The 17,087-nt window shown below is 46.3% G+C and carries 19 protein-coding genes and 1 tRNA gene; 13 read left to right on the plus strand and 7 right to left on the minus strand.

Features of this window, described 5'->3' with window-relative positions; all coding sequences use genetic code 11:
- Positions 1-70 precede the first annotated feature (70 nt).
- Both ACWIP2_RS10820 and ACWIP2_RS10825 read right to left on the minus strand, forming a co-directional pair.
- Complete coding sequence (locus tag ACWIP2_RS10820; protein WP_448519945.1) at positions 71-604, minus strand: ABC transporter permease; 534 nt, start codon at positions 602-604, stop codon at positions 71-73.
- Positions 605-651: 47 nt separating this feature from the next.
- The gene (locus ACWIP2_RS10825) at positions 652-1,278 is read right to left on the minus strand and encodes a DUF1684 domain-containing protein (protein WP_448519946.1); all 627 of its coding nucleotides are present in this window, start codon (positions 1,276-1,278) and stop codon (positions 652-654) included.
- Positions 1,279-1,377: 99 nt separating this feature from the next.
- On the opposite strand from ACWIP2_RS10825, the gene ACWIP2_RS10830 reads away from it, so the two are divergent.
- A complete protein-coding gene (locus ACWIP2_RS10830; protein ID WP_448519947.1) occupies positions 1,378-2,229 on the plus strand; it encodes a flavin reductase family protein in 852 nt (283 codons plus the stop codon).
- 71 nt (positions 2,230-2,300) lie between these two features.
- Positions 2,301-3,206 carry a DUF1684 domain-containing protein gene (locus ACWIP2_RS10835; RefSeq protein WP_448519948.1) on the plus strand — a complete coding sequence of 302 codons (906 nt, stop codon included), beginning with the start codon at positions 2,301-2,303 and terminating at the stop codon, positions 3,204-3,206.
- On the opposite strand, the gene ACWIP2_RS10840 is transcribed toward ACWIP2_RS10835, so the two are convergent.
- Entirely contained in the window at positions 3,203-4,474 is a 1,272-nt protein-coding gene (locus tag ACWIP2_RS10840) for an aspartyl protease family protein (RefSeq protein ID WP_448519949.1), read from the minus strand. The genes ACWIP2_RS10835 and ACWIP2_RS10840 overlap by 4 nt on opposite strands.
- A gap of 250 nt (positions 4,475-4,724) precedes the next feature.
- Between ACWIP2_RS10840 and ACWIP2_RS10845 the strand changes: the two genes are divergently transcribed.
- Positions 4,725-5,528 (plus strand): polysaccharide deacetylase family protein, encoded by an 804-nt coding sequence (locus ACWIP2_RS10845; protein ID WP_448519950.1) that lies wholly within the window; start codon positions 4,725-4,727, stop codon positions 5,526-5,528.
- A gap of 2 nt (positions 5,529-5,530) precedes the next feature.
- On the opposite strand, the gene ACWIP2_RS10850 is transcribed toward ACWIP2_RS10845, so the two are convergent.
- The gene (locus ACWIP2_RS10850; protein WP_448519951.1) at positions 5,531-6,505 is read right to left on the minus strand and encodes an ROK family protein; all 975 of its coding nucleotides are present in this window, start codon (positions 6,503-6,505) and stop codon (positions 5,531-5,533) included.
- A 392-nt stretch (positions 6,506-6,897) separates the two neighbouring features.
- Here ACWIP2_RS10850 and ACWIP2_RS10855 point away from each other — a divergent pair, with 392 nt between their 5' ends.
- The 8 genes from ACWIP2_RS10855 to ACWIP2_RS10890 all read left to right on the plus strand — a co-directional run bounded on the left by ACWIP2_RS10855 (position 6,898) and on the right by ACWIP2_RS10890 (position 12,983).
- Positions 6,898-8,700, plus strand: a complete 1,803-nt coding sequence (locus ACWIP2_RS10855) for an ABC transporter ATP-binding protein (RefSeq protein WP_448519952.1) — start codon at positions 6,898-6,900, stop codon at positions 8,698-8,700.
- A gap of 311 nt (positions 8,701-9,011) precedes the next feature.
- Positions 9,012-9,224, plus strand: a complete 213-nt coding sequence (locus ACWIP2_RS10860; protein WP_448519953.1) for a hypothetical protein — start codon at positions 9,012-9,014, stop codon at positions 9,222-9,224.
- On the plus strand, positions 9,206-10,153 hold the full coding sequence (locus ACWIP2_RS10865; protein WP_448519954.1) for a carboxypeptidase-like regulatory domain-containing protein: 948 nt from the start codon (positions 9,206-9,208) through the stop codon (positions 10,151-10,153). Before ACWIP2_RS10860 ends, ACWIP2_RS10865 begins: the two co-directional genes overlap by 19 nt.
- A 195-nt stretch (positions 10,154-10,348) precedes the next feature.
- Positions 10,349-11,071 carry a sulfite exporter TauE/SafE family protein gene (locus ACWIP2_RS10870; RefSeq protein WP_448519955.1) on the plus strand — a complete coding sequence of 241 codons (723 nt, stop codon included), beginning with the start codon at positions 10,349-10,351 and terminating at the stop codon, positions 11,069-11,071.
- Positions 11,068-11,286, plus strand: coding sequence for a hypothetical protein (locus ACWIP2_RS10875; RefSeq protein WP_448519956.1), 219 nt, complete (start codon positions 11,068-11,070; stop codon positions 11,284-11,286). Before ACWIP2_RS10870 ends, ACWIP2_RS10875 begins: the two co-directional genes overlap by 4 nt.
- Entirely contained in the window at positions 11,270-11,872 is a 603-nt protein-coding gene (merTP, locus tag ACWIP2_RS10880; protein ID WP_448519957.1) for a mercuric transport protein MerTP, read from the plus strand. Before ACWIP2_RS10875 ends, merTP begins: the two co-directional genes overlap by 17 nt.
- Complete coding sequence (locus tag ACWIP2_RS10885) at positions 11,869-12,078, plus strand: GDCCVxC domain-containing (seleno)protein (protein WP_448519958.1); 210 nt, start codon at positions 11,869-11,871, stop codon at positions 12,076-12,078. The genes merTP and ACWIP2_RS10885 overlap by 4 nt, the downstream gene beginning before the upstream one ends.
- 176 nt (positions 12,079-12,254) lie before the next feature.
- Positions 12,255-12,983, plus strand: coding sequence for a CPBP family glutamic-type intramembrane protease (locus ACWIP2_RS10890; RefSeq protein ID WP_448519959.1), 729 nt, complete (start codon positions 12,255-12,257; stop codon positions 12,981-12,983).
- 174 nt (positions 12,984-13,157) lie between these two features.
- Here the strand turns inward: ACWIP2_RS10890 and ACWIP2_RS10895 are convergent.
- A tRNA-Pro gene (locus ACWIP2_RS10895) sits at positions 13,158-13,233 on the minus strand.
- A gap of 246 nt (positions 13,234-13,479) precedes the next feature.
- On the opposite strand from ACWIP2_RS10895, the gene ACWIP2_RS10900 reads away from it, so the two are divergent.
- Positions 13,480-13,623: a hypothetical protein gene (locus ACWIP2_RS10900; RefSeq protein ID WP_448519960.1), complete on the plus strand. Its 144-nt coding sequence runs from the start codon at positions 13,480-13,482 to the stop codon at positions 13,621-13,623.
- Between the two features lie 98 nt (positions 13,624-13,721).
- On the opposite strand, the gene ACWIP2_RS10905 is transcribed toward ACWIP2_RS10900, so the two are convergent.
- Both ACWIP2_RS10905 and ACWIP2_RS10910 read right to left on the minus strand, forming a co-directional pair.
- Positions 13,722-14,717 carry an NAD(P)/FAD-dependent oxidoreductase gene (locus ACWIP2_RS10905; protein ID WP_448519961.1) on the minus strand — a complete coding sequence of 332 codons (996 nt, stop codon included), beginning with the start codon at positions 14,715-14,717 and terminating at the stop codon, positions 13,722-13,724.
- A gap of 26 nt (positions 14,718-14,743) precedes the next feature.
- Positions 14,744-15,931, minus strand: coding sequence for an anhydro-N-acetylmuramic acid kinase (locus tag ACWIP2_RS10910; RefSeq protein ID WP_448519962.1), 1,188 nt, complete (start codon positions 15,929-15,931; stop codon positions 14,744-14,746).
- Between ACWIP2_RS10910 and chlG the strand changes: the two genes are divergently transcribed.
- Positions 15,909-17,084: a chlorophyll synthase ChlG gene (gene chlG, locus ACWIP2_RS10915; RefSeq protein WP_448519963.1), complete on the plus strand. Its 1,176-nt coding sequence runs from the start codon at positions 15,909-15,911 to the stop codon at positions 17,082-17,084. The genes ACWIP2_RS10910 and chlG overlap by 23 nt on opposite strands.
- Positions 17,085-17,087 lie beyond the last annotated feature (3 nt).

Below are 17,087 nucleotides of genomic sequence, written 5' to 3' on the forward strand. Positions count from 1 at the left end.
GAATCAAAACAAGGGGCTGTCCGCAAACGCAGGCAGCCCCCTTTTCATGCAGGGTTAAGTAAGTGAAATATCAGTTGAAAAATGGAAATATCGTTACGCGAATTTGGGGCTTCTCGCCGCGCGGCACAATCACGATAAAGTTATTTTCACGGGTGCGGTTGCGCTCTAGCATGTAGCCTACAATCACGTTGTCTGTCTTATTATCTACCTTTCCATCAGGCAGGCGCACTTGGTAGCGATGCACAAAGAAAACCGGATCATTGCGAAGCGTAATATCTATGCTGCGCGTAGTCAAACGGGCGCCGGTCGCATTGATGCAGTCGAAACTTGCCAGCCGCAACATCTGATCGTTGATAAAGCCGGGGCGTTCGTTGCCCGTCAGGCGTATACCTATTTCGCAAGGGCTGAAATTGGTTACAAAAGCAGTAATGGTGTAGCGGTTGTGTACCTCGCCGCCTACTTCGCGGGTAGAAATATTAGTGATCCGATAGCCCACGCGCAAGCCATTGTAATCCATCGTTTCACCATCTTCCAGCATTCTGGATTCCTGTGCAAATGCCATCGCGGGCAGTAAAAATGTAAGCCAAAAGTATAGATGTCTCATGTTAGGTAATATTGGGATGTTCAGACCGTAGCGAACAAAAATAACGCCTATTTCCCCTTGTAATTGGTTTCGCCTGCCCTGATCGGAATTTGTAGCCGATTTTCGGGTGGTGGAATTGGACAACTGTAGTTGTCTGTGTAGGCACAATACGGGTTATATGCCGTATTAAAATCTATTACAATCTGGTCGCGTCTGCCCTTAGGCAGGGGTATATCCATGTAACGTCCCGTTTCATAGGTCTCCTCGCCGTTGGTCGGGTCATTGAAAGGAACAAACAGAATCTGCGGGGACTCGCTGCTGATAAAAAGTGTTAATCGGTGCTCGCTGCCATTGAGACGAAAGCGCGCAATTCCATAGCGACGCATCAGGCGATCTTCGCCCGTAGTAGTTTTGAGCAGCAAAGATGCGGTATCGGTTGCAGGTATCAGCGTCAGGTCGGCAGTCAGGCGGTAGGAAGCATCAACCGGAAAATAACTCAGCCCCTTGAACTTCTTGCGTAGGGCAGGCTCGATCGGCGACTCATCGTCCTCTCTGAAGAATTTGTCCTTCTCTTCGCGCTCTTCCTGAATACCTGCTACGTAGCGGTCGTTCATCTGTAAGTCGCTGAAAGAATAGAAAATGACAAACAGCAGTATTAAGGCGATTGCCGTAAAAAGCAGATAATTGGTTTTCACGTGTCTTTTCGAGTTATTGGCTGAACAAAAGTAAGCAGAATATCGGATACCTTCGGTTAAATTTGCCTGTCTTTCACCCTTCAAACAGCCTTTTGATACATGAAAACTATTCGCCCTGCTGACATTCCTACCACACAGCTCCATGCCTTGATGCTGGGCAGCATTGGCCCTCGCCCCATTGCCTTTGCAAGCACTATCAGCCGCAGCGGACAGGTCAACCTCAGCCCCTATAGTTTTTTTAATTGCTTCAGTTCCAACCCTCCAATCCTTATTTTTTCCCCTGCACGCCGCGTGCGCGACAATACGACCAAACATACCTTAGAAAATGTCTATGAAATTCCCGAAGTAGTTATCAATATCGTCAGCCATGATATTGTAGAACAGATGTCCCTCGCCAGTACCGAATACGAACGCGGCGTAAATGAGTTTATCAAAGCAGGGCTGACCGAGCAGCCATCGGAGGTGGTACGCCCGCCGCGCGTGCTGGAGTCGCCTGTGCAGTACGAGTGCAAAGTACGCCGCATCATTCCGCTGGGTACCGAAGGAGGTGCGGGAAACCTGATCGTTTGTGAGATTGTACTGGCACATTTCCGCGAGGATATCTTCGATGAAAAAGGGCAGCTAAACCCTTTCAAACTGGATCTGGTATCGCGCATGGGTGGCGACTGGTACTGCCGTGCCAATGGCGATGCGCTTTTTGAAGTAGCCAAGCCGGTAGCCCGCAAAGGTATCGGCGTAGATAGCCTGCCCGAAGCCATCCGTCTCAGCCCTGTGCTGACAGGCAATCACTTAGGCAAATTGGGCAATACCGAACAACTGCCCGATGCCGAAAGCCTTGCCGCTGTGCAAATTCCTGAGAATTTGGCACACCTGAGCGGACACCATCTGGCAGCTACTCTACTGGACGCAAACCTGATTGATGCTGCATGGAAGGTGCTGCTGGCAAAGTAAAAGTGCCTTCCTGTACAATTTAGATGCGATTTGCTGCGTTTGTGGAACACAGAGATATTTTTATTTTTCCCATGAAAACTTCAGTCGTTATTGTCTGGTGTGCAGCGCTTTGCTGTGCGGTTGGCTGCACTGCCGACAAACAAGCCAATGAAAGCACGACACAGGACTACGCAGAAGAAATACGACAGTGGCACGAAGAACGCAAAGCAGCCCTGATGAAAGACGACGGCTGGCTCAATCTGGTAGGGCTTTTCTGGCTGCGCGAAGGTGAAAATAGTTTTGGCAGCGACAGCCGCAACGATATTGTATTTCCTGCGGACAAAGCAACTGCAAAACTTGGTACGCTGATCCTTTCCAATGGTAGTGTGCGCTTTGTAGCAGCACCCAGAGCCGAAGTTACGGCAGACAGCATCCCTGTAAAGGATACATTGATTTTTGTTGATCAACAACAGCCCGTTGTACTGGCACATAAATCGCTGCGCTGGTTCATTATCCGACGAGGCAATAGATACGGCGTTCGCCTGCGCGACCTTGAACACCTTGCATTGAAACGATTCACGGGCATCCCAATGTATGATATTGATCGCAGATGGCGCATACGCGCGCGTTTGGAGCCTGCTACGGCAGATAAACTGATCTCCATTACCGACATACTGGGTCAGGTTAGTCAGCAACCATCCCCGGGTACACTCGTATTCGATTGGCAAGGCACAAGCTATCGTCTGGATGCCGTAGAAAGCGGCGAAAAACTCTTCATCCCATTTGCCGACGAAACCAACAAGCAGCATACTTATGCAGCCGGTCGTTTCTTGTATGCGGATAAACCCGACAGCACGGGCTACACCATTTTGGATTTCAACAAAGCCATCAACCCACCCTGCGCCTTTACCGAGTTTGCCACATGTCCACTACCTCCGCCGCAAAATCGTTTGCCACTCGCCGTTAAAGCAGGTGAAAAGCGCTATAGCAAGTATTAAATCGGTTTGCGCAATACAAGTTGTGTAGTAATTGTCTGGTCGCCGCGTCGCACGCTAATACTGATCTTACGCCCCGGTTTACTTTGAAACAAGGCCATAATTTCGGTAAGTCGCAACGAGAATGCACTGCGCTTGTTAATGTTCAAGATCTCATCGCCGGGCTGCAAACCAGCCTCAGCCGCAGGTGAGTCGGGGCTGACTTCCGCAATCGTAAACAAAGGCAAGCCGGGAATCGGTGTAATCACTTCCATCCCACTCAGATTGTAGTTGAAAGGCTCCTTGAAGAAAGAATTGGGCTTCAGATAAATTCTGCCGCCGCTGTAATCCATAAAAACGCGGAAGCGCTTGAGCACCTCTGCCCCCAACTGTCCGTTGCGCTGTTTGCTGCCTGCAAACATCCCCAGCGATGTCGAATCGGGATAGGCTGCTGTTACGTCGGAAAGTCTGTATTTGCCTATCTCCAGCGCCTCGATGCGCCCCAGTTTGCCGTGGATATCGCCACTAAGCCCCTGCCCAAGGTAGGCTTCTATATAATGGCGCGGATAGCTGAGTTCGGGATTGGAAAAAACATCCAGCGAAACAGCGCTGCTTGCCCCTGTGTCAATCAGCAAGCGCACCTTTACGCGCTTACCGTCGGTTTGATGCACATAGCACTCGATATAGGGCTTGCCTTCTTCAATGTCAATCGGCATCGAATAACCGCGCAGTTTTTTGCGATAACGATTTGGATCGTACAGTGTTAATTTACGCGTTTCGTAGTCAATTTCTACGATGAAATCTTTGAAAAAATCATAGCCAATGATCCCGTTGACATACATGCCTAATTTTTTAGACAACATGAAAACATCTTGTAAAAGAATCAGCACGTCGTGGTTGTAACCTGTCAATTGCGGTGTAAAACTGAAAAGATTGCCATAGGAAAGCAAAGCCTCCAGATCTTCGCCTGCCCCCAGACCGCGTATTTTGATTTTTCGGGCATTGACAAACTGCATTGAGTCGCCTACATTAAGCGCTGTGATGATTGGCGTTTTGACACCTGTATCAACAATGAAACGAAGGCTATCGGATCTATTGATCGAAACAGGAATAATCATCAGGTTATTTGCCAAGCGAAAGGGAATCGTAACAGACTTCGCCTTAGGATTCATCAGGTAAACGTTGCGCAAAAACAGTGACTGCTCATCCAAAGGCACTGCCGTTGTACGACAGCCCGTTGCAGCAATCAACAGCAATCCCCCGATCCATAAACGCAGTAATAATTGCAGCATAACAATTTCACTTCATCTGTACATCCATAACAAAATTTTATTGCTCGCAGTTTGCGCTCAGCGATTCATATACCTCAGGTGCTTCTGATATCCAATGCCATAGCAAATAATAATGTATGTACACAGAAATATCATTTGGCGGCTAATCGAAAAAGAGCGTACCTACACAATCGACTAATTTAATAGATATGTAAATTCCTATTGTACAAGAAACCTTTCCCTTCTCAGCGGTATCAAGGGTAAAAACTTGATGAAAACCCTGTCTGTTGTGCCCTTAACCCTACTCTTGTGTGCTTTTAATGCCGCTACACCGCGCCCATCGCTGCGCAATCAGTTTGCCTCGGACAAAATGAAAGCCTTTGCCCGCGAGGTACAGCGGCAGGCAATACACTATCCTGATAGTTATTTTCTTGAAAAAATCACTGAAAAGAAAACACTGGCTATCACTTTTGACGATGGCCCCGACAGTCTATACACACAACAAATCCTGCAAATTCTCGCCAAAGAAAAAATCAAGGCAACTTTTTACGTTACAGGCGACAGCATCGGCAAATGGGAAAAGGTATTGCAGCGCATTGCCGCCGCCGGACACAGTATTGGGATGCACGGGCAAAGCCACCGCAACCTGCGCGAACTGCCCACGCACGAATGGCAGGCGGAGATTCTGAATTGTCAGGCAACCATCAGCCGCGCCACGGGCAGGCAGCCGCTGTGGTTACGTGCCCCTTTCGGCGCTGTCAGCGACGAGCAGATTGAATGGTGCGCCGCCCGCAATATTCGCATCGCCAACTGGTCGGTGGATAGTCAGGACTGGGAAAATACCAAAGAAAATACTTCCAAAGCTATTGCTGAACGAGTACTGAAATACGCACATCCGGGCGCAATCATCCTGCTGCACAGCGCCGGTGGACGCAAAAAGCGTACGGTATTTGCGCTGCCCGCCATCATTAAGGGGCTGCGCGAAAAGGGCTATGAATTTGTTACTGTCCCGCAGTTGCTCGATCTGCCCGAGCACATCATATTGACAGGCTCATCAGCAGAAAGTAGAAAATAATATCACATTCGGTCAATTTCTTTCCACGCCAGTGCACTTGCCCCGAGCACTGCCGCATTGCGTCCTTCCAGTTCGGAAATGATCAGTTTGACCTTGTTGCGATAAATTGGAAAGAGGTTAGCTTCCATGTGCTTTCTAATGGGATTGAGCAGCAGGTCGCCCGCTTTGGTAGGGCCGCCGAAGAAAATAATCGCTTCGGGGCTGGTATAGGCTACTGTATCGGCAAGTTTGATGCCCAGCACGCGCCCTGTGTATTCATAGGCTTCCAGCGCGATTTTGTCGCCGCGCCGTGCGGCTGCCGTGATATGTTCGCCCGTCATTTCGTGAAAACTCAAATGGCGCAGTTCGCTTTCGTCGGGATATTCTGCCAGTAGGTGGAACACGGTGCGCTTGATGCCCGTTGCCGAAACGTATGTTTCCAGTGCGCCGCGCCTGCCATTGATGTGCATTCTGCCGTTGGGCTCTACAATGATGTGCCCCAGTTCGCCTGCAAAGCCGTCGTGTCCGTAAATGAGTTGTCCGTTGGCAACCAGACCGCTGCCCAGCCCTGTACCGAGCGTAATCATGACGAAATCGCGCATGTTTTTCGCTGCACCAAACTTCATCTCGCCGATGGCTGCCGCGTTGGCATCGTTGGTAATCACAATCGGAATGCCTTTGTAGTATTTGCCGAGCTGTCCGACCACGTCCACATCGCCCCAGCTTAGATTGGCAGGTTTTTCAATGCGCCCGGTATAATAGTTGGCATTGGGAGCGCCCATGCCGATGCCGCGAAGCGTAATCTCATAGCCCAACTCTCGACGGCTTTCTTCTACGGCTTGCACCAATCGCGCCAAAAAGTGGCTGAAAGGCTCATCGGCATGTGTTGGAATGCTGTTTTCACCCACGCAGTCGCCCTGATGGTTCACAAATCCGTATTTGGTAAACGTACCGCCAATATCTATCCCTAAAACAAATTCAGGTGCGCCTGTTTGCATAACTCTGGAAAATTCTGAGGTTTATCGTAAGTATTTAAGCAAATCAACATTTATCGTATCGTACCCAATCGCCGTTGTTCGTGTCCGCACGAACAACTTCCTGTTGCTTGTGAGGATACAAGCAACGGCGACGTGCAGCAATGAACCGCACACGCTAAAGCGTATGTTACGTTTACAATCGCCGTTGTTCGTGTCCACACGAACAACCTCCTGTTGCTTGTGAAGACACAAGCAAGGGCAGCGTGCAGCAATGAACCGCACACGCTAAAGCGTATGTTACATTTACTCGGCAAGGCAATATTGTCATTTTGCGCGGATTTATACAAATAATCGGGAAGGATTCGCTTCATTTTAGTTTTACTTTGTAGCTCTAAAACGGTACTTTATTCATAATGGCACGCAAAGAACTCCCTGAACGCGAAAAAGGTAAAATTAATAAAAATACGCTCAAACATCTGGTGGGCATTTACCGCTTCATGTATCCCTATCGCGGGAATTTTTTTGCAGGGATGTTTTTCCTGTTTTTTTCCAGTACAGTGGTGCTGGCTTTCCCTTTCCTGACGGGCAAATTAGTAGATGCTGCTACAGGTAATGCGCCTATAATGTTGCAAAGTATTGATGTAATTGCCTTAGCGTTGATGGGTGTACTCATCGTACAGGCTGTTTTTTCATTTTTGCGCGTCTATTTTTTTAGCCGCGTAAGCGAGCGCAGCATGGCAGATATTCGCCGAAGCCTGTATGAAAAACTGATGACCCTGCCCATGCGCTTTTTTGACAGCCAAAGGACAGGCGAACTGATGAGCCGCATCACGGCAGATATTGCTCTTTTGCAAGATACATTTTCCATCACGTTGGCTGAGTTTTTCCGTCAGTTCTGCGTGCTGATTATCGGCTTGGGGGTGCTCTTCTGGCATACGCCCAAACTGACGCTCTTTATGTTGGGAGTGATTCCCGTGCTGGTGATTTCGGGTTTGCTCTTTGGCAAGCGCATCCGCAAAATGTCTAAGCAAACGCAAGACGAACTGGCAAAAGCAAACGTAATAGTAGAAGAAACGCTGCAATCCATCAGCATGGTAAAGGCGTACACCAACGAGGCATACGAAGTGAACCGCTACCATAGCTCGCTGCAAAAAGTGATTGCAACGGCGCTCCATGCGGCGCGTTACCGTGGCGCTTTTGTGTCGTTTATCATTCTGGCGCTCTTTGGCGGCATTGTGGCGGTGCTTTGGTACGGCGCAGGACTGGTTGCCACAGGCGAAATCACCATCGGCGACCTGACCTCTTTTGTCATTTACACCATGTTCATTGGCGGCAGCATTGGCGGGCTGGGCGACATCTACGGGCAGTTGCAACGCGCTGTGGGCGCTTCGGAGCGCGTCCGCGAAATTCTCGATATGCAAGGCGAACAATCTATGCTAACAACAAAAAAAGAGATTGCCGCTATGCTCCGCCTGAAAGGAGATATTGCCTACCAAAACGTCGTTTTCCGCTACCCGACCCGCGAAGATGTAACCGTGCTGAACGATTTGTCTTTTCACGTCAGCGCAGGTGAAAAAGTAGCGCTGGTAGGGCACAGCGGCGCGGGTAAATCTACCATTGTGCAGTTGCTGTTGCGTTTTTACGAACCGCAAAGTGGGCAAATTACAGTTGATAATCAGCCGATTAGCAATTACGATTTGCTTGCCTATCGCGCAAATATCGGCATTGTGCCGCAGGAGGTAATTCTCTTTGGCGGCACCATCCGCGAAAATATCGCCTACGGCAAACCCAACGCATCGGATGCGGAAATTATAGAAGCTGCCCGCAAAGCCAATGCTTGGAACTTCATTCAGGGTTTCCCCGAAGGACTCAATACGGTTGTCGGTGAGCGCGGCGTGAAACTTTCCGGCGGACAGCGGCAACGCATCGCCATCGCCCGCGCTATCTTGAAAGATCCTGCCATTTTAGTTCTGGACGAAGCGACAAGCTCATTAGATGCCGAATCGGAACACTTAGTACAGGAAGCGCTGGAAACCCTGATGAAAGACCGCACCACCCTCATCATCGCCCACCGACTGGCAACGATTAAAAAAGTGGATAGAATTTATGTGATTGACAAAGGTCAAATCACAGAACAAGGCACCCACGAAGAACTGCTCAACGACGACGCCGGCACCTACAGCAATCTGATTCGCCTGCAAATGTTGGAGATGTAAGGGGGAATTTTTGTTTCGCATTTTGTATTGTCGGTTGGATTGGCGCAATTCATATTGCTATTGCGCAGGCTGTATTGCCGCAATGCGCATTTTGTATTGTCAGCCGCTTCAACTATCTGTTCATCAAATAGTTAAAGTGTTTTTAAACCTAATTTGTTTAAAAGCATATCAATGCTTATTATTGCCGTAAGGATATGCGCTGATTGCGTATATTAGATAGTTGGGTGATATTTATAACTATAAATCAATAAATATTGGTGGAAACCGAAAAACCAAAATAGAGTAGGTGAAACCTTAACAAAATCAAAAAAATGAAAAAAAAGAACAAAGTATTGTTAATGGCAATTATTATTTGCCTTGTAACAATAGCTACCCCAACAAAAGCATATGCAAAATTCTGGGGCTGGGAAAAAGAACCAGTCATTGTTGCTGCTTATGAAGACGGCACTATATGTGAACGTTTCAACTATTACGTTTTGTGGATAAAAGTTGATTCAGAAGTAAGATGTCGCCCTTGTTGCTAAAACAAATTATAAAACTTGGAGCTTTTTTTAAACTCCAAGTTTTAAATTTTTTGGTTTATTTTGCTTTTGCTCATTCATCTCTTATAGCCCAAACAACAGTGAAAAAAGGGGTTGTGGTTGATGAAAATACAAAACAAGTGATTTCTTTTGCAAATTTTACTGTAAAAGGAACTTCTTTTGGAACTTGTGGAAATGAGTTTGGATATTTTGAATTGATGTGTAAAGATTCTGACACAGTAATTGTTTCTTGTGTAGGCTATCAGCAAATGCAACTGCTTGGGGATCAATTAAAAGATACAATTGGGCTTAATGTGTCTGTTGAAATTTTAAAAGAAATTACCGTTACTTCAAAAAAAAATAGAACTACAGTTAGCTGGCTTGGTAATGTAAGTAATAAAAGAGATGGTGTTTTTACAGCTGTAAAAGAGGTTGCTCTTTTCATTGAAAATCCTTATAATGAAGATGTTATCATTCGTAAAGTTAAGTTTAGTTTCTCGAAAATTAGGTTTGATGATAGCGAAAAAGGGAGACGTATTTCTAATAAGGATGTTTTAGTACGTCTAAATATTTATAATGATTTAGCAGTAACAAATTATAACTTAAGTAATTTAATAAAAAAAAATATTATTAAAACATTATCAGAAAGTGATAAAGTTGTGGTTTTTAACATTGAAGATGAACAGATATATTTGCCCAAACAAGGAGCATATATAAGTGCTGAGTTTATAGGCTATAATGAAGGAAAGAAATTTATTCCATATTCAGAAGAAAATAAAACGGTATTATTTCAATTTGCACCCGTTTTTTCTTCTCAACATCAAAAGGCAAATAGCTGGTACAAAGTAGGTTACGAACAAAAATGGAAACATTTTAAGTATGGCGCAAAACCGTTTGGTAATTTTAACTTTAGTATTGAAGTAGAAAAGTAGAACATCACCCAACAGGGCATTAGCAAAAGCGGGGCTGAGGTGCTAAATTGTTGGTTTAGTACTTTTTAGGTACATTTGACTATGGTGAAATTAGGTGCTTTCTATTCCCCACCTTCGCCAATGCTTTTCCGTTATGCCTCATTGTAGGACGACCGTGCAGACCGACAAACAACTGTAAAAAATGACAAAGAAAACTTGACGACAGAACTAATCATATTATTTGCAATTTCATTTCTTGCAGCGACAATTTCGGGAGCAGCAGGTTTTGGTGGTGCATTAGTTTTGCTTCCCGCTTTGACAGGAATGGTTGGAATAAAAGCAGCCGTCCCCATTTTGACAATCGGACAAATTTTCGGTAACGCTTCAAGGGTTTGGTTCGGCAGACACGAACTCAAATGGAAACCAATTGTTTTCTTTCTGCTGACCGCAATTCCATTGACAATTTTAGGAAGTTACTTATTCACCGACATTGACAGCAACAAAATCAAAATTGGCATTGGAATTTTTCTAATTCTGTTGGTTGTTTATCGCAGGACAAAAATTAAAAAAATAGAACTTGGCGACAAAGGAATGTTGCTTGGTGGCGGACTGACAGGTTTTCTATCAGGACTTGCTGGAAGTGCTGGACCACTTGGTGCTGCTTTTTTCCTCGGGCTTAACTTGACAGCGACCGCATACATAGCAAGTGAAGCATTTACTGCATTGACAATGCACCTGACCAAGACAATCGTTTACAACAAATATTCACTAATCGGACAGACCGAACTATACTATGGACTTTTTATTGGCGTAGCAATGATTTTGGGTAGCTGGACCGGAAAGAAAATAATTGAAAAATTGAGCCGAGAGAAATTTATTTTACTCGTTGAAATTTTGCTCATCATTTCAGGACTTCAACTTATATGGACAGCACTATGAAAACGGACAAAAAATACAACGAAGGCATAACAACGGTTTGGCGTAATGGCGGGTTTAGTGCTTCGTATGACAGTTTTGTGGTAGGTTCAAGTGCAGTTCTTCGGACAAAGTATAGTGCTAAAAAGCCCCGCCTGCGCCAAGCCGCAAAACGTTATGCGGTAACTCAAAAGACACCAATAAACGACCAGACGATAGACAATGAAATCAAAAAATAAACTTGCAGGACTTGGACTTTTGACAGCAATTTCGGCTTCACTTTGCTGTATTACACCTATTTTGGCTTTGTTGGCGGGGACAAGTGGACTTGCTTCGACTTTTTCGTGGCTTGACCCATTAAGACCGTATTTAATTGGCTTGACTGTTTTGGTGCTTGGCGTTGCATGGTATGAAAAACTCAAACCGCAACAACCAATGGACTGCAACTGCGACATGAAAGAAAAAACACCATTTGTTCAGACAAAAACATTTTTAGGTATCGTAACAGTTTTTGCGGCACTTATGCTTGCGTTTCCGACCTATGCACATATCTTTATCTCGAAGACAGAGAGCCGAACAATCATAACAAAACAAGAAAACATTCAGACAGCGGAATTTACAATTAGCGGGATGAGTTGTTCCGGTTGTGAAGAACACGTAAGCCACGAAGTAAATAAGTTGACAGGAATAATTAGCACGACTGTCTCATACAAGACCAGAAACGCCATTGTGGTGTTTGACCAGACTAAAACCGACATTCAAGGAATAGAAAAAGCCATTGCGAAAACAGGCTATTCAGTAACCGACAAGAAAGAAGTAAAATGACTATAATACCACAATCAACAATAACTTGCCCCAACTGCGGACATAAGAAAGCAGAAACAATACCGACAAATGCTTGCCAGTATTTTTACGAGTGCGAGAAGTGCAAGAAAGTTTTAAAGCCAAAATTAGGCGATTGTTGTGTTTACTGTAGTTACGGGACAGTACAGTGTCTGCCAATTCAAGCAGCGATAAATCGCTGTAAATGAGACTGAAAGAAATAAAATTTGTAATTTTATTAGGCATTTGTGCTAAGGCAAACATTATATTAAGTTTCGGTGCTAAAAATCCCCGCCCGAACGCAAAGCCTGAAAACGTTAGGTGCATTTTTAAGAATCAAAACCAACCAAATACATAATTACCAATCATCTTTGAAAAATAAAAAATGAGCCTTTCCATCAACCAAATCAACTGGACTGAAATTTCTGTATTTTATACAATTGCTGTATTATCGTCAGCGCCGTTTAGATTAGGATTGATTTCATTTGAAGACCTTATTTCCTTACCTTATGGGTTAAACGTTTTTTTCAGAGCATTCAGAGGGATTGGACCATTCATTGGATATCTTGTAGTATTCTATATCATCAATAGTAAAGTAAAAAAGGAAATTACCTTTTTAGGAGAAAAAGACATAATTAGTTTTTTATCAATATCTCCGATATTGATAGGTTTAGCAGTCGTTGGTGTAGAAAACAAAGAGAATATCAATACTCATTTTTTCGGATTCACAACTGGATTTACCTTGATAATTTACGCATTATTTGAGGAGTATGGATGGAGAGGTTATTTGCAACAAGCACTTAAACCAATAAAATTACCCGTTAGGATTTTTACTATCGGAACTTTATGGTATATCTGGCATCTAAACTTCCTAAATCCAAATATTACTATACAAATACATTTAATCCATTATTTCTCACTACTGGCAGGGGCATGGGGTTTATTAAAAATATCAGAAGCAACCTCTTCACTATTATTTGTTTCAGCTGTTCACTTAACCTTTAATATTTTAATGGATGTTAATTGTGCAATTCTTGAAAAAATAGGCATCGTTATAACATCTGTAATAACTTGGATTTGTTTAATACTATATTTGACTCGAAAAAAAATCTGATTTAAAAATCCTACATAAAAATACGTCTAACAGGGGTTTGGCGTCATGCGAAGCGACACACCTAAATTCAAGTTCAGTTTTTCAAATCAAGTTTGGTGTTGGGTTGACAGAACAGCAGCGGTGGAACAGATGATAAAAAGCAAAAAGCCCCGTTGAAGTGGGACTTTTCATGGATGGTCGGGGTGGCGAGATTCGAACTCACGGCCTCTTCGTCCCGAACGAAGCGCGCTACCAGCTGCGCTACACCCCGAAAATGCTGGCGAACTACTAGCCCTCGAAATAAGGGACGCAAAGATAGGGCAAAACTTGCGCAGAACCAAAATTTACAACGACTTTTTCACCATATCATCACGCAAAAAAAATCGTTGCCATCCTTCACTCCTGAAACTTTTTGGGCATAAAGAGAAACTTGACCGACGTCGGCGCGTAGGATTGCCCTGAAACATCTTGTCCATTTAACCAAGTCTCAAGCTCGGAAAAGAAAACAGTTACAGACATGACTTTTGTGATTATTGGGTTGATTGTTGCCTTTGTGATTGGGCTGCTCTCGTTTGTCAGTCAAGAGTGCGTATCGTCTTTGATGAAAGATGAAGAGAAGAAGCGAAATATGCACTCGCATCACGAGCGGCAAATTGTTTAACCGCGTTTAGCTACCCGCAAGTCTCTTGTCGTTCAAGTTGCATTGTTTAGATGCCGTAGGCAGGGGTGTCTCCGCCGTGCCAGTCAAGATGCCGTCGGCTAAATGCGCATCATTTCACATATCTGTTCTGCTACCGCCAGCCCTGAGAGTGTTGCGCCTTCAATACACGGCGAGACGAAAGCATCGCCTGCAAATGCTATTGGCGCTGGCTCTAACACGGCAAGACTGGGTTCAGAAATAAACGAATCGGGCGAACTGTATCGCCACCGTTTGACTTCAGCGTGGATAATTTCCGCACCGAGATACGGCGTTGCCATCGGCAAAACCGTTTCCAACACCTCGTCGTCGCTGCGTTCCCAGAAGGCTTGGCTGAACAACGGCGAAAGATGAATCGTCAAAGCAGCGGCGTCGGGCGAAATGCCTTTTTGTTGATTATCCGAAATCCACAAAATGGACTCGTCGTTGCACCACACGCCGCCAGGGCTTGGCACGCGGCTTTTGCCGCTCACCAGCACGAGAACACCCAGACACGGTTGATAGGTTACAGACGAGAGCGCGGCTTTGATGTCGGGCGGCAAATAAATTTCGGAGGCTTGAATCAGTTGCAGCGATTGCGGCACGGGCGGCGTTAGGATGAGCGCATCTGCATTGAAGACCAGGCCAGCTTCAGTTCTGATTTGCCAACCAGAGTTCTCGGCGCGAAGCGAGATAACGCGTTCATTAAGCCGAACATCAAGCGCGCGGGCGAGGTATTTGGCAAGCGTGGTCATTCCGCCGACGCCTAAGTAGCGCGGCTCTCGGTCGTCCGACCAAACACCCTGACACGTCGGAAATGCCCGCGTCCATTCGGCAATCACGCCGGCATTGAGCCACTCTTCTACGAATATCCAAAAGCGCGGGCTTGTTACCGTAAAGTATTGCGCGCCATGGTCGAAGACACCTTTTTGAATGCGGCGCGTCGCCAGCCTGCCGCCCACGCCGCGCCCTTTATCGAGAAGCGTTACTTTTACGCCCTGTTCTTGCAAGATGTTGGCGGCGATGAGTCCCGTTACGCCTGCGCCGATGATGAGGCATGATGAGGTCGAATCGTTCATAATATTGGTTGATGAGTTACATACATTCAAATCGTTGGCGGAAGCGACAGTTTTCCAAGCACGGCGGGCGTCGTCATTGACGCGCTCTGTCCCGATAAAAATTCATTGCCCAACACGGCAAAGAGCACCGCTTCTTTGGCTTTGGCGGGAATCGCGGCCAGTGGCAGGTCGTCTTGCTTCATCACGCGAGCAGATGGAAATTTTTTTGTCAGTCCCGCCATAAGCATCGGGTTTTCCGCGCCGCCACCCGCGACAATCAGTTCATCAATTAAACACTTCGGCGCAATGAATGTTTCAGCCTGCCGCGCAATCGTTTCAGCCGTTAGTTCCGTCAATGTTGCCATCACATCGACGCTGCTTAATTGTTCTTGCTTACACAGTTCCACGATGCGTTCAAAGTATGCGTCGCTGAACAACTCACGTCCAGTCGATTTTGGCGGCGGAACCCTGTAATATTTTTCTCGGAGCAACTGGGATAAAATTTTTTCGGACGCTTTTCCCTGCGCGGCGAAGCGCCCGTTTTTATCAAACGGTTTTCCGAAGTAAAATTGCGCGGCTTTATCGAGCAGCACATTGCCCGGACCGCAGTCGAAGAAAATGACGTCGGATTTTCTGCAGGCTTTTGGGAGCGCGGTGATGTTGCTGATGCCACCGATGTTGAGCAGCGCGCGGTTTAGCTTGGCATGCCGAAACAAGAGGAAATCCAGATATGGCGCAAGCGGCGCCCCCTCGCCACCGAAGAAAAATTCCGACGCGCGAAAATCTGAAATCACCGGAAGGCAAAAGCGATTCGCCAGCACTGACCCTTCGCCGAGTTGAAATGTGGAAGAGACTTTATATGCACCGATTTTTTCGGGTGTTGGATTATGCCAAAACGTTTGTCCGTGCGACGCAATAAAATCCACCGTTTGTTTTTTGACGCGATGCGTCGTCATAAATTTTTCAACTGCGTCTGCAAAGAGCGCGCCAATGAGAAAGTGCAGTTGCGAGAGCTCGGGCAGTCGAGCCGCATCAGGATTGAAGTTTCGGAGAATTTTGACGCGAATTGCAGACGGAATCGGATAGGTCTCAAACGCACGCAGCGCTACTCGTCCGCGCTCACCCGACCCGTAGAGTTCAACCATACCGACGTCAATACCATCGAGCGACGTGCCAGAAAGAACACCGATGCCGACACGCGACTTTTTTTTTGTGAGCGATACAATTGATTTCATTTTGTTACAATCGGCGCAAAAAAATTTGGTAAGAATACTAAACTGCTCGGCATTGAACAACCCTAATGTCAAGATTTTCGAAACGGGCGAAAAGGCGCTAACTTCGACCAAGCAAATGAACTTCGTTATCGAGCTATCGATGAGCAGTATAGAATCAACATTAGGGACGCTCCCGGAGCTTGGCGACGAGGCGACGAAATCGCTTCAAGCTGAGTTCCAACGTGCTGGGCTTTCCGACGACCGCAAACGCCAAATTCTCAACGCGATTGATAATGTCAATCGACCGGGATTCCGGCTTAGCCTTCGCGCAATTCCTCGCCTGATGAAACCAGTAACGTGGTTTCCGCCGATGTGGGCGTTTCTTTGCGGCGCGGTGTCGACCGGCAAAAGTTTGATAGACTATTGGGACGTGCTTACGGCGGGCTTGATACTCGCCGGCCCGTTGATGTGTGCAATGTCGCAAGCAATGAACGATTACTTCGACCGCGATGTCGACGCCATCAACGAACCCGACCGCCCGATTCCTGCTGGTCTGATTTCAAAATCGGCAAGTTGGATTGTAACCATTGGGCTTATTTTAATTGCTTTTGTTGTCTCTTGGCTGATTCACCCGTATGTGCTGGCGATTTCGTTTGCAAGCGTGCTAATGTCGCACTTGTATTCAGGCCCCCCGTTTCGCGCTAAAGGCAACGGTTGGTTTGGAAACTTAGTGGTCGGGTTAGCTTACGAAGGTGTGGCGTGGCTGACAGGCAGCTTTGCCTTTACGAAAGGCGTGCCATCGACGGAGTCTATTTTTATGGCGGTGATTTTTTCGCTTGGCGCGCACGGGATTATGACACTGAACGATTTTAAGTCGGTCGTCGGCGATAAAATTCGCGGCGTAAAATCTATTCCTGTTCAACTCGGCGAGCGGAACGCGGCTATTCTTGCCGTCAGCGTGATGAACGCAGCTCAACTCACGGCGATTCTTATTCTTGCGGCAAGAACCTCGTGGCTTTGGGCGAGCGTCGCGCTGGGTTTGTTGCTGTGTCAATTTCCGATGCAACGTTTGCTTATCAACAACCCGCGAGACCGCGCCATTTGGTATAACTCCTTTGGAACGCTGCTCTACGTGTTGTGTATGATGGCGTCCGCACTGGGTGTTCGCCCGTAAAAA

The sequence above is a fragment of the Rhodoflexus sp. genome, from assembly GCF_053489755.1.

Coding starts and splice junctions, on each gene's coding strand:
- merTP (WP_448519957.1), top strand. CDS start 11,270: ATGAAATCAAAAAATAAACTTGCAGGACTTGGACTTTTGACAGCAATT.
- ACWIP2_RS10855 (WP_448519952.1), top strand. CDS start 6,898: ATGGCACGCAAAGAACTCCCTGAACGCGAAAAAGGTAAAATTAATAAA.
- ACWIP2_RS10900 (WP_448519960.1), top strand. CDS start 13,480: ATGACTTTTGTGATTATTGGGTTGATTGTTGCCTTTGTGATTGGGCTG.
- ACWIP2_RS10910 (WP_448519962.1), bottom strand. CDS start 15,931: ATGAAATCAATTGTATCGCTCACAAAAAAAAAGTCGCGTGTCGGCATC.
- ACWIP2_RS10885 (WP_448519958.1), top strand. CDS start 11,869: ATGACTATAATACCACAATCAACAATAACTTGCCCCAACTGCGGACAT.
- ACWIP2_RS10860 (WP_448519953.1), top strand. CDS start 9,012: ATGAAAAAAAAGAACAAAGTATTGTTAATGGCAATTATTATTTGCCTT.
- ACWIP2_RS10845 (WP_448519950.1), top strand. CDS start 4,725: ATGAAAACCCTGTCTGTTGTGCCCTTAACCCTACTCTTGTGTGCTTTT.
- ACWIP2_RS10830 (WP_448519947.1), top strand. CDS start 1,378: ATGAAAACTATTCGCCCTGCTGACATTCCTACCACACAGCTCCATGCC.
- ACWIP2_RS10820 (WP_448519945.1), bottom strand. CDS start 604: ATGAGACATCTATACTTTTGGCTTACATTTTTACTGCCCGCGATGGCA.
- ACWIP2_RS10865 (WP_448519954.1), top strand. CDS start 9,206: ATGTCGCCCTTGTTGCTAAAACAAATTATAAAACTTGGAGCTTTTTTT.
- ACWIP2_RS10850 (WP_448519951.1), bottom strand. CDS start 6,505: ATGCAAACAGGCGCACCTGAATTTGTTTTAGGGATAGATATTGGCGGT.
- ACWIP2_RS10835 (WP_448519948.1), top strand. CDS start 2,301: ATGAAAACTTCAGTCGTTATTGTCTGGTGTGCAGCGCTTTGCTGTGCG.
- ACWIP2_RS10840 (WP_448519949.1), bottom strand. CDS start 4,474: ATGCTGCAATTATTACTGCGTTTATGGATCGGGGGATTGCTGTTGATT.
- ACWIP2_RS10905 (WP_448519961.1), bottom strand. CDS start 14,717: ATGAACGATTCGACCTCATCATGCCTCATCATCGGCGCAGGCGTAACG.
- ACWIP2_RS10890 (WP_448519959.1), top strand. CDS start 12,255: ATGAGCCTTTCCATCAACCAAATCAACTGGACTGAAATTTCTGTATTT.
- ACWIP2_RS10875 (WP_448519956.1), top strand. CDS start 11,068: ATGAAAACGGACAAAAAATACAACGAAGGCATAACAACGGTTTGGCGT.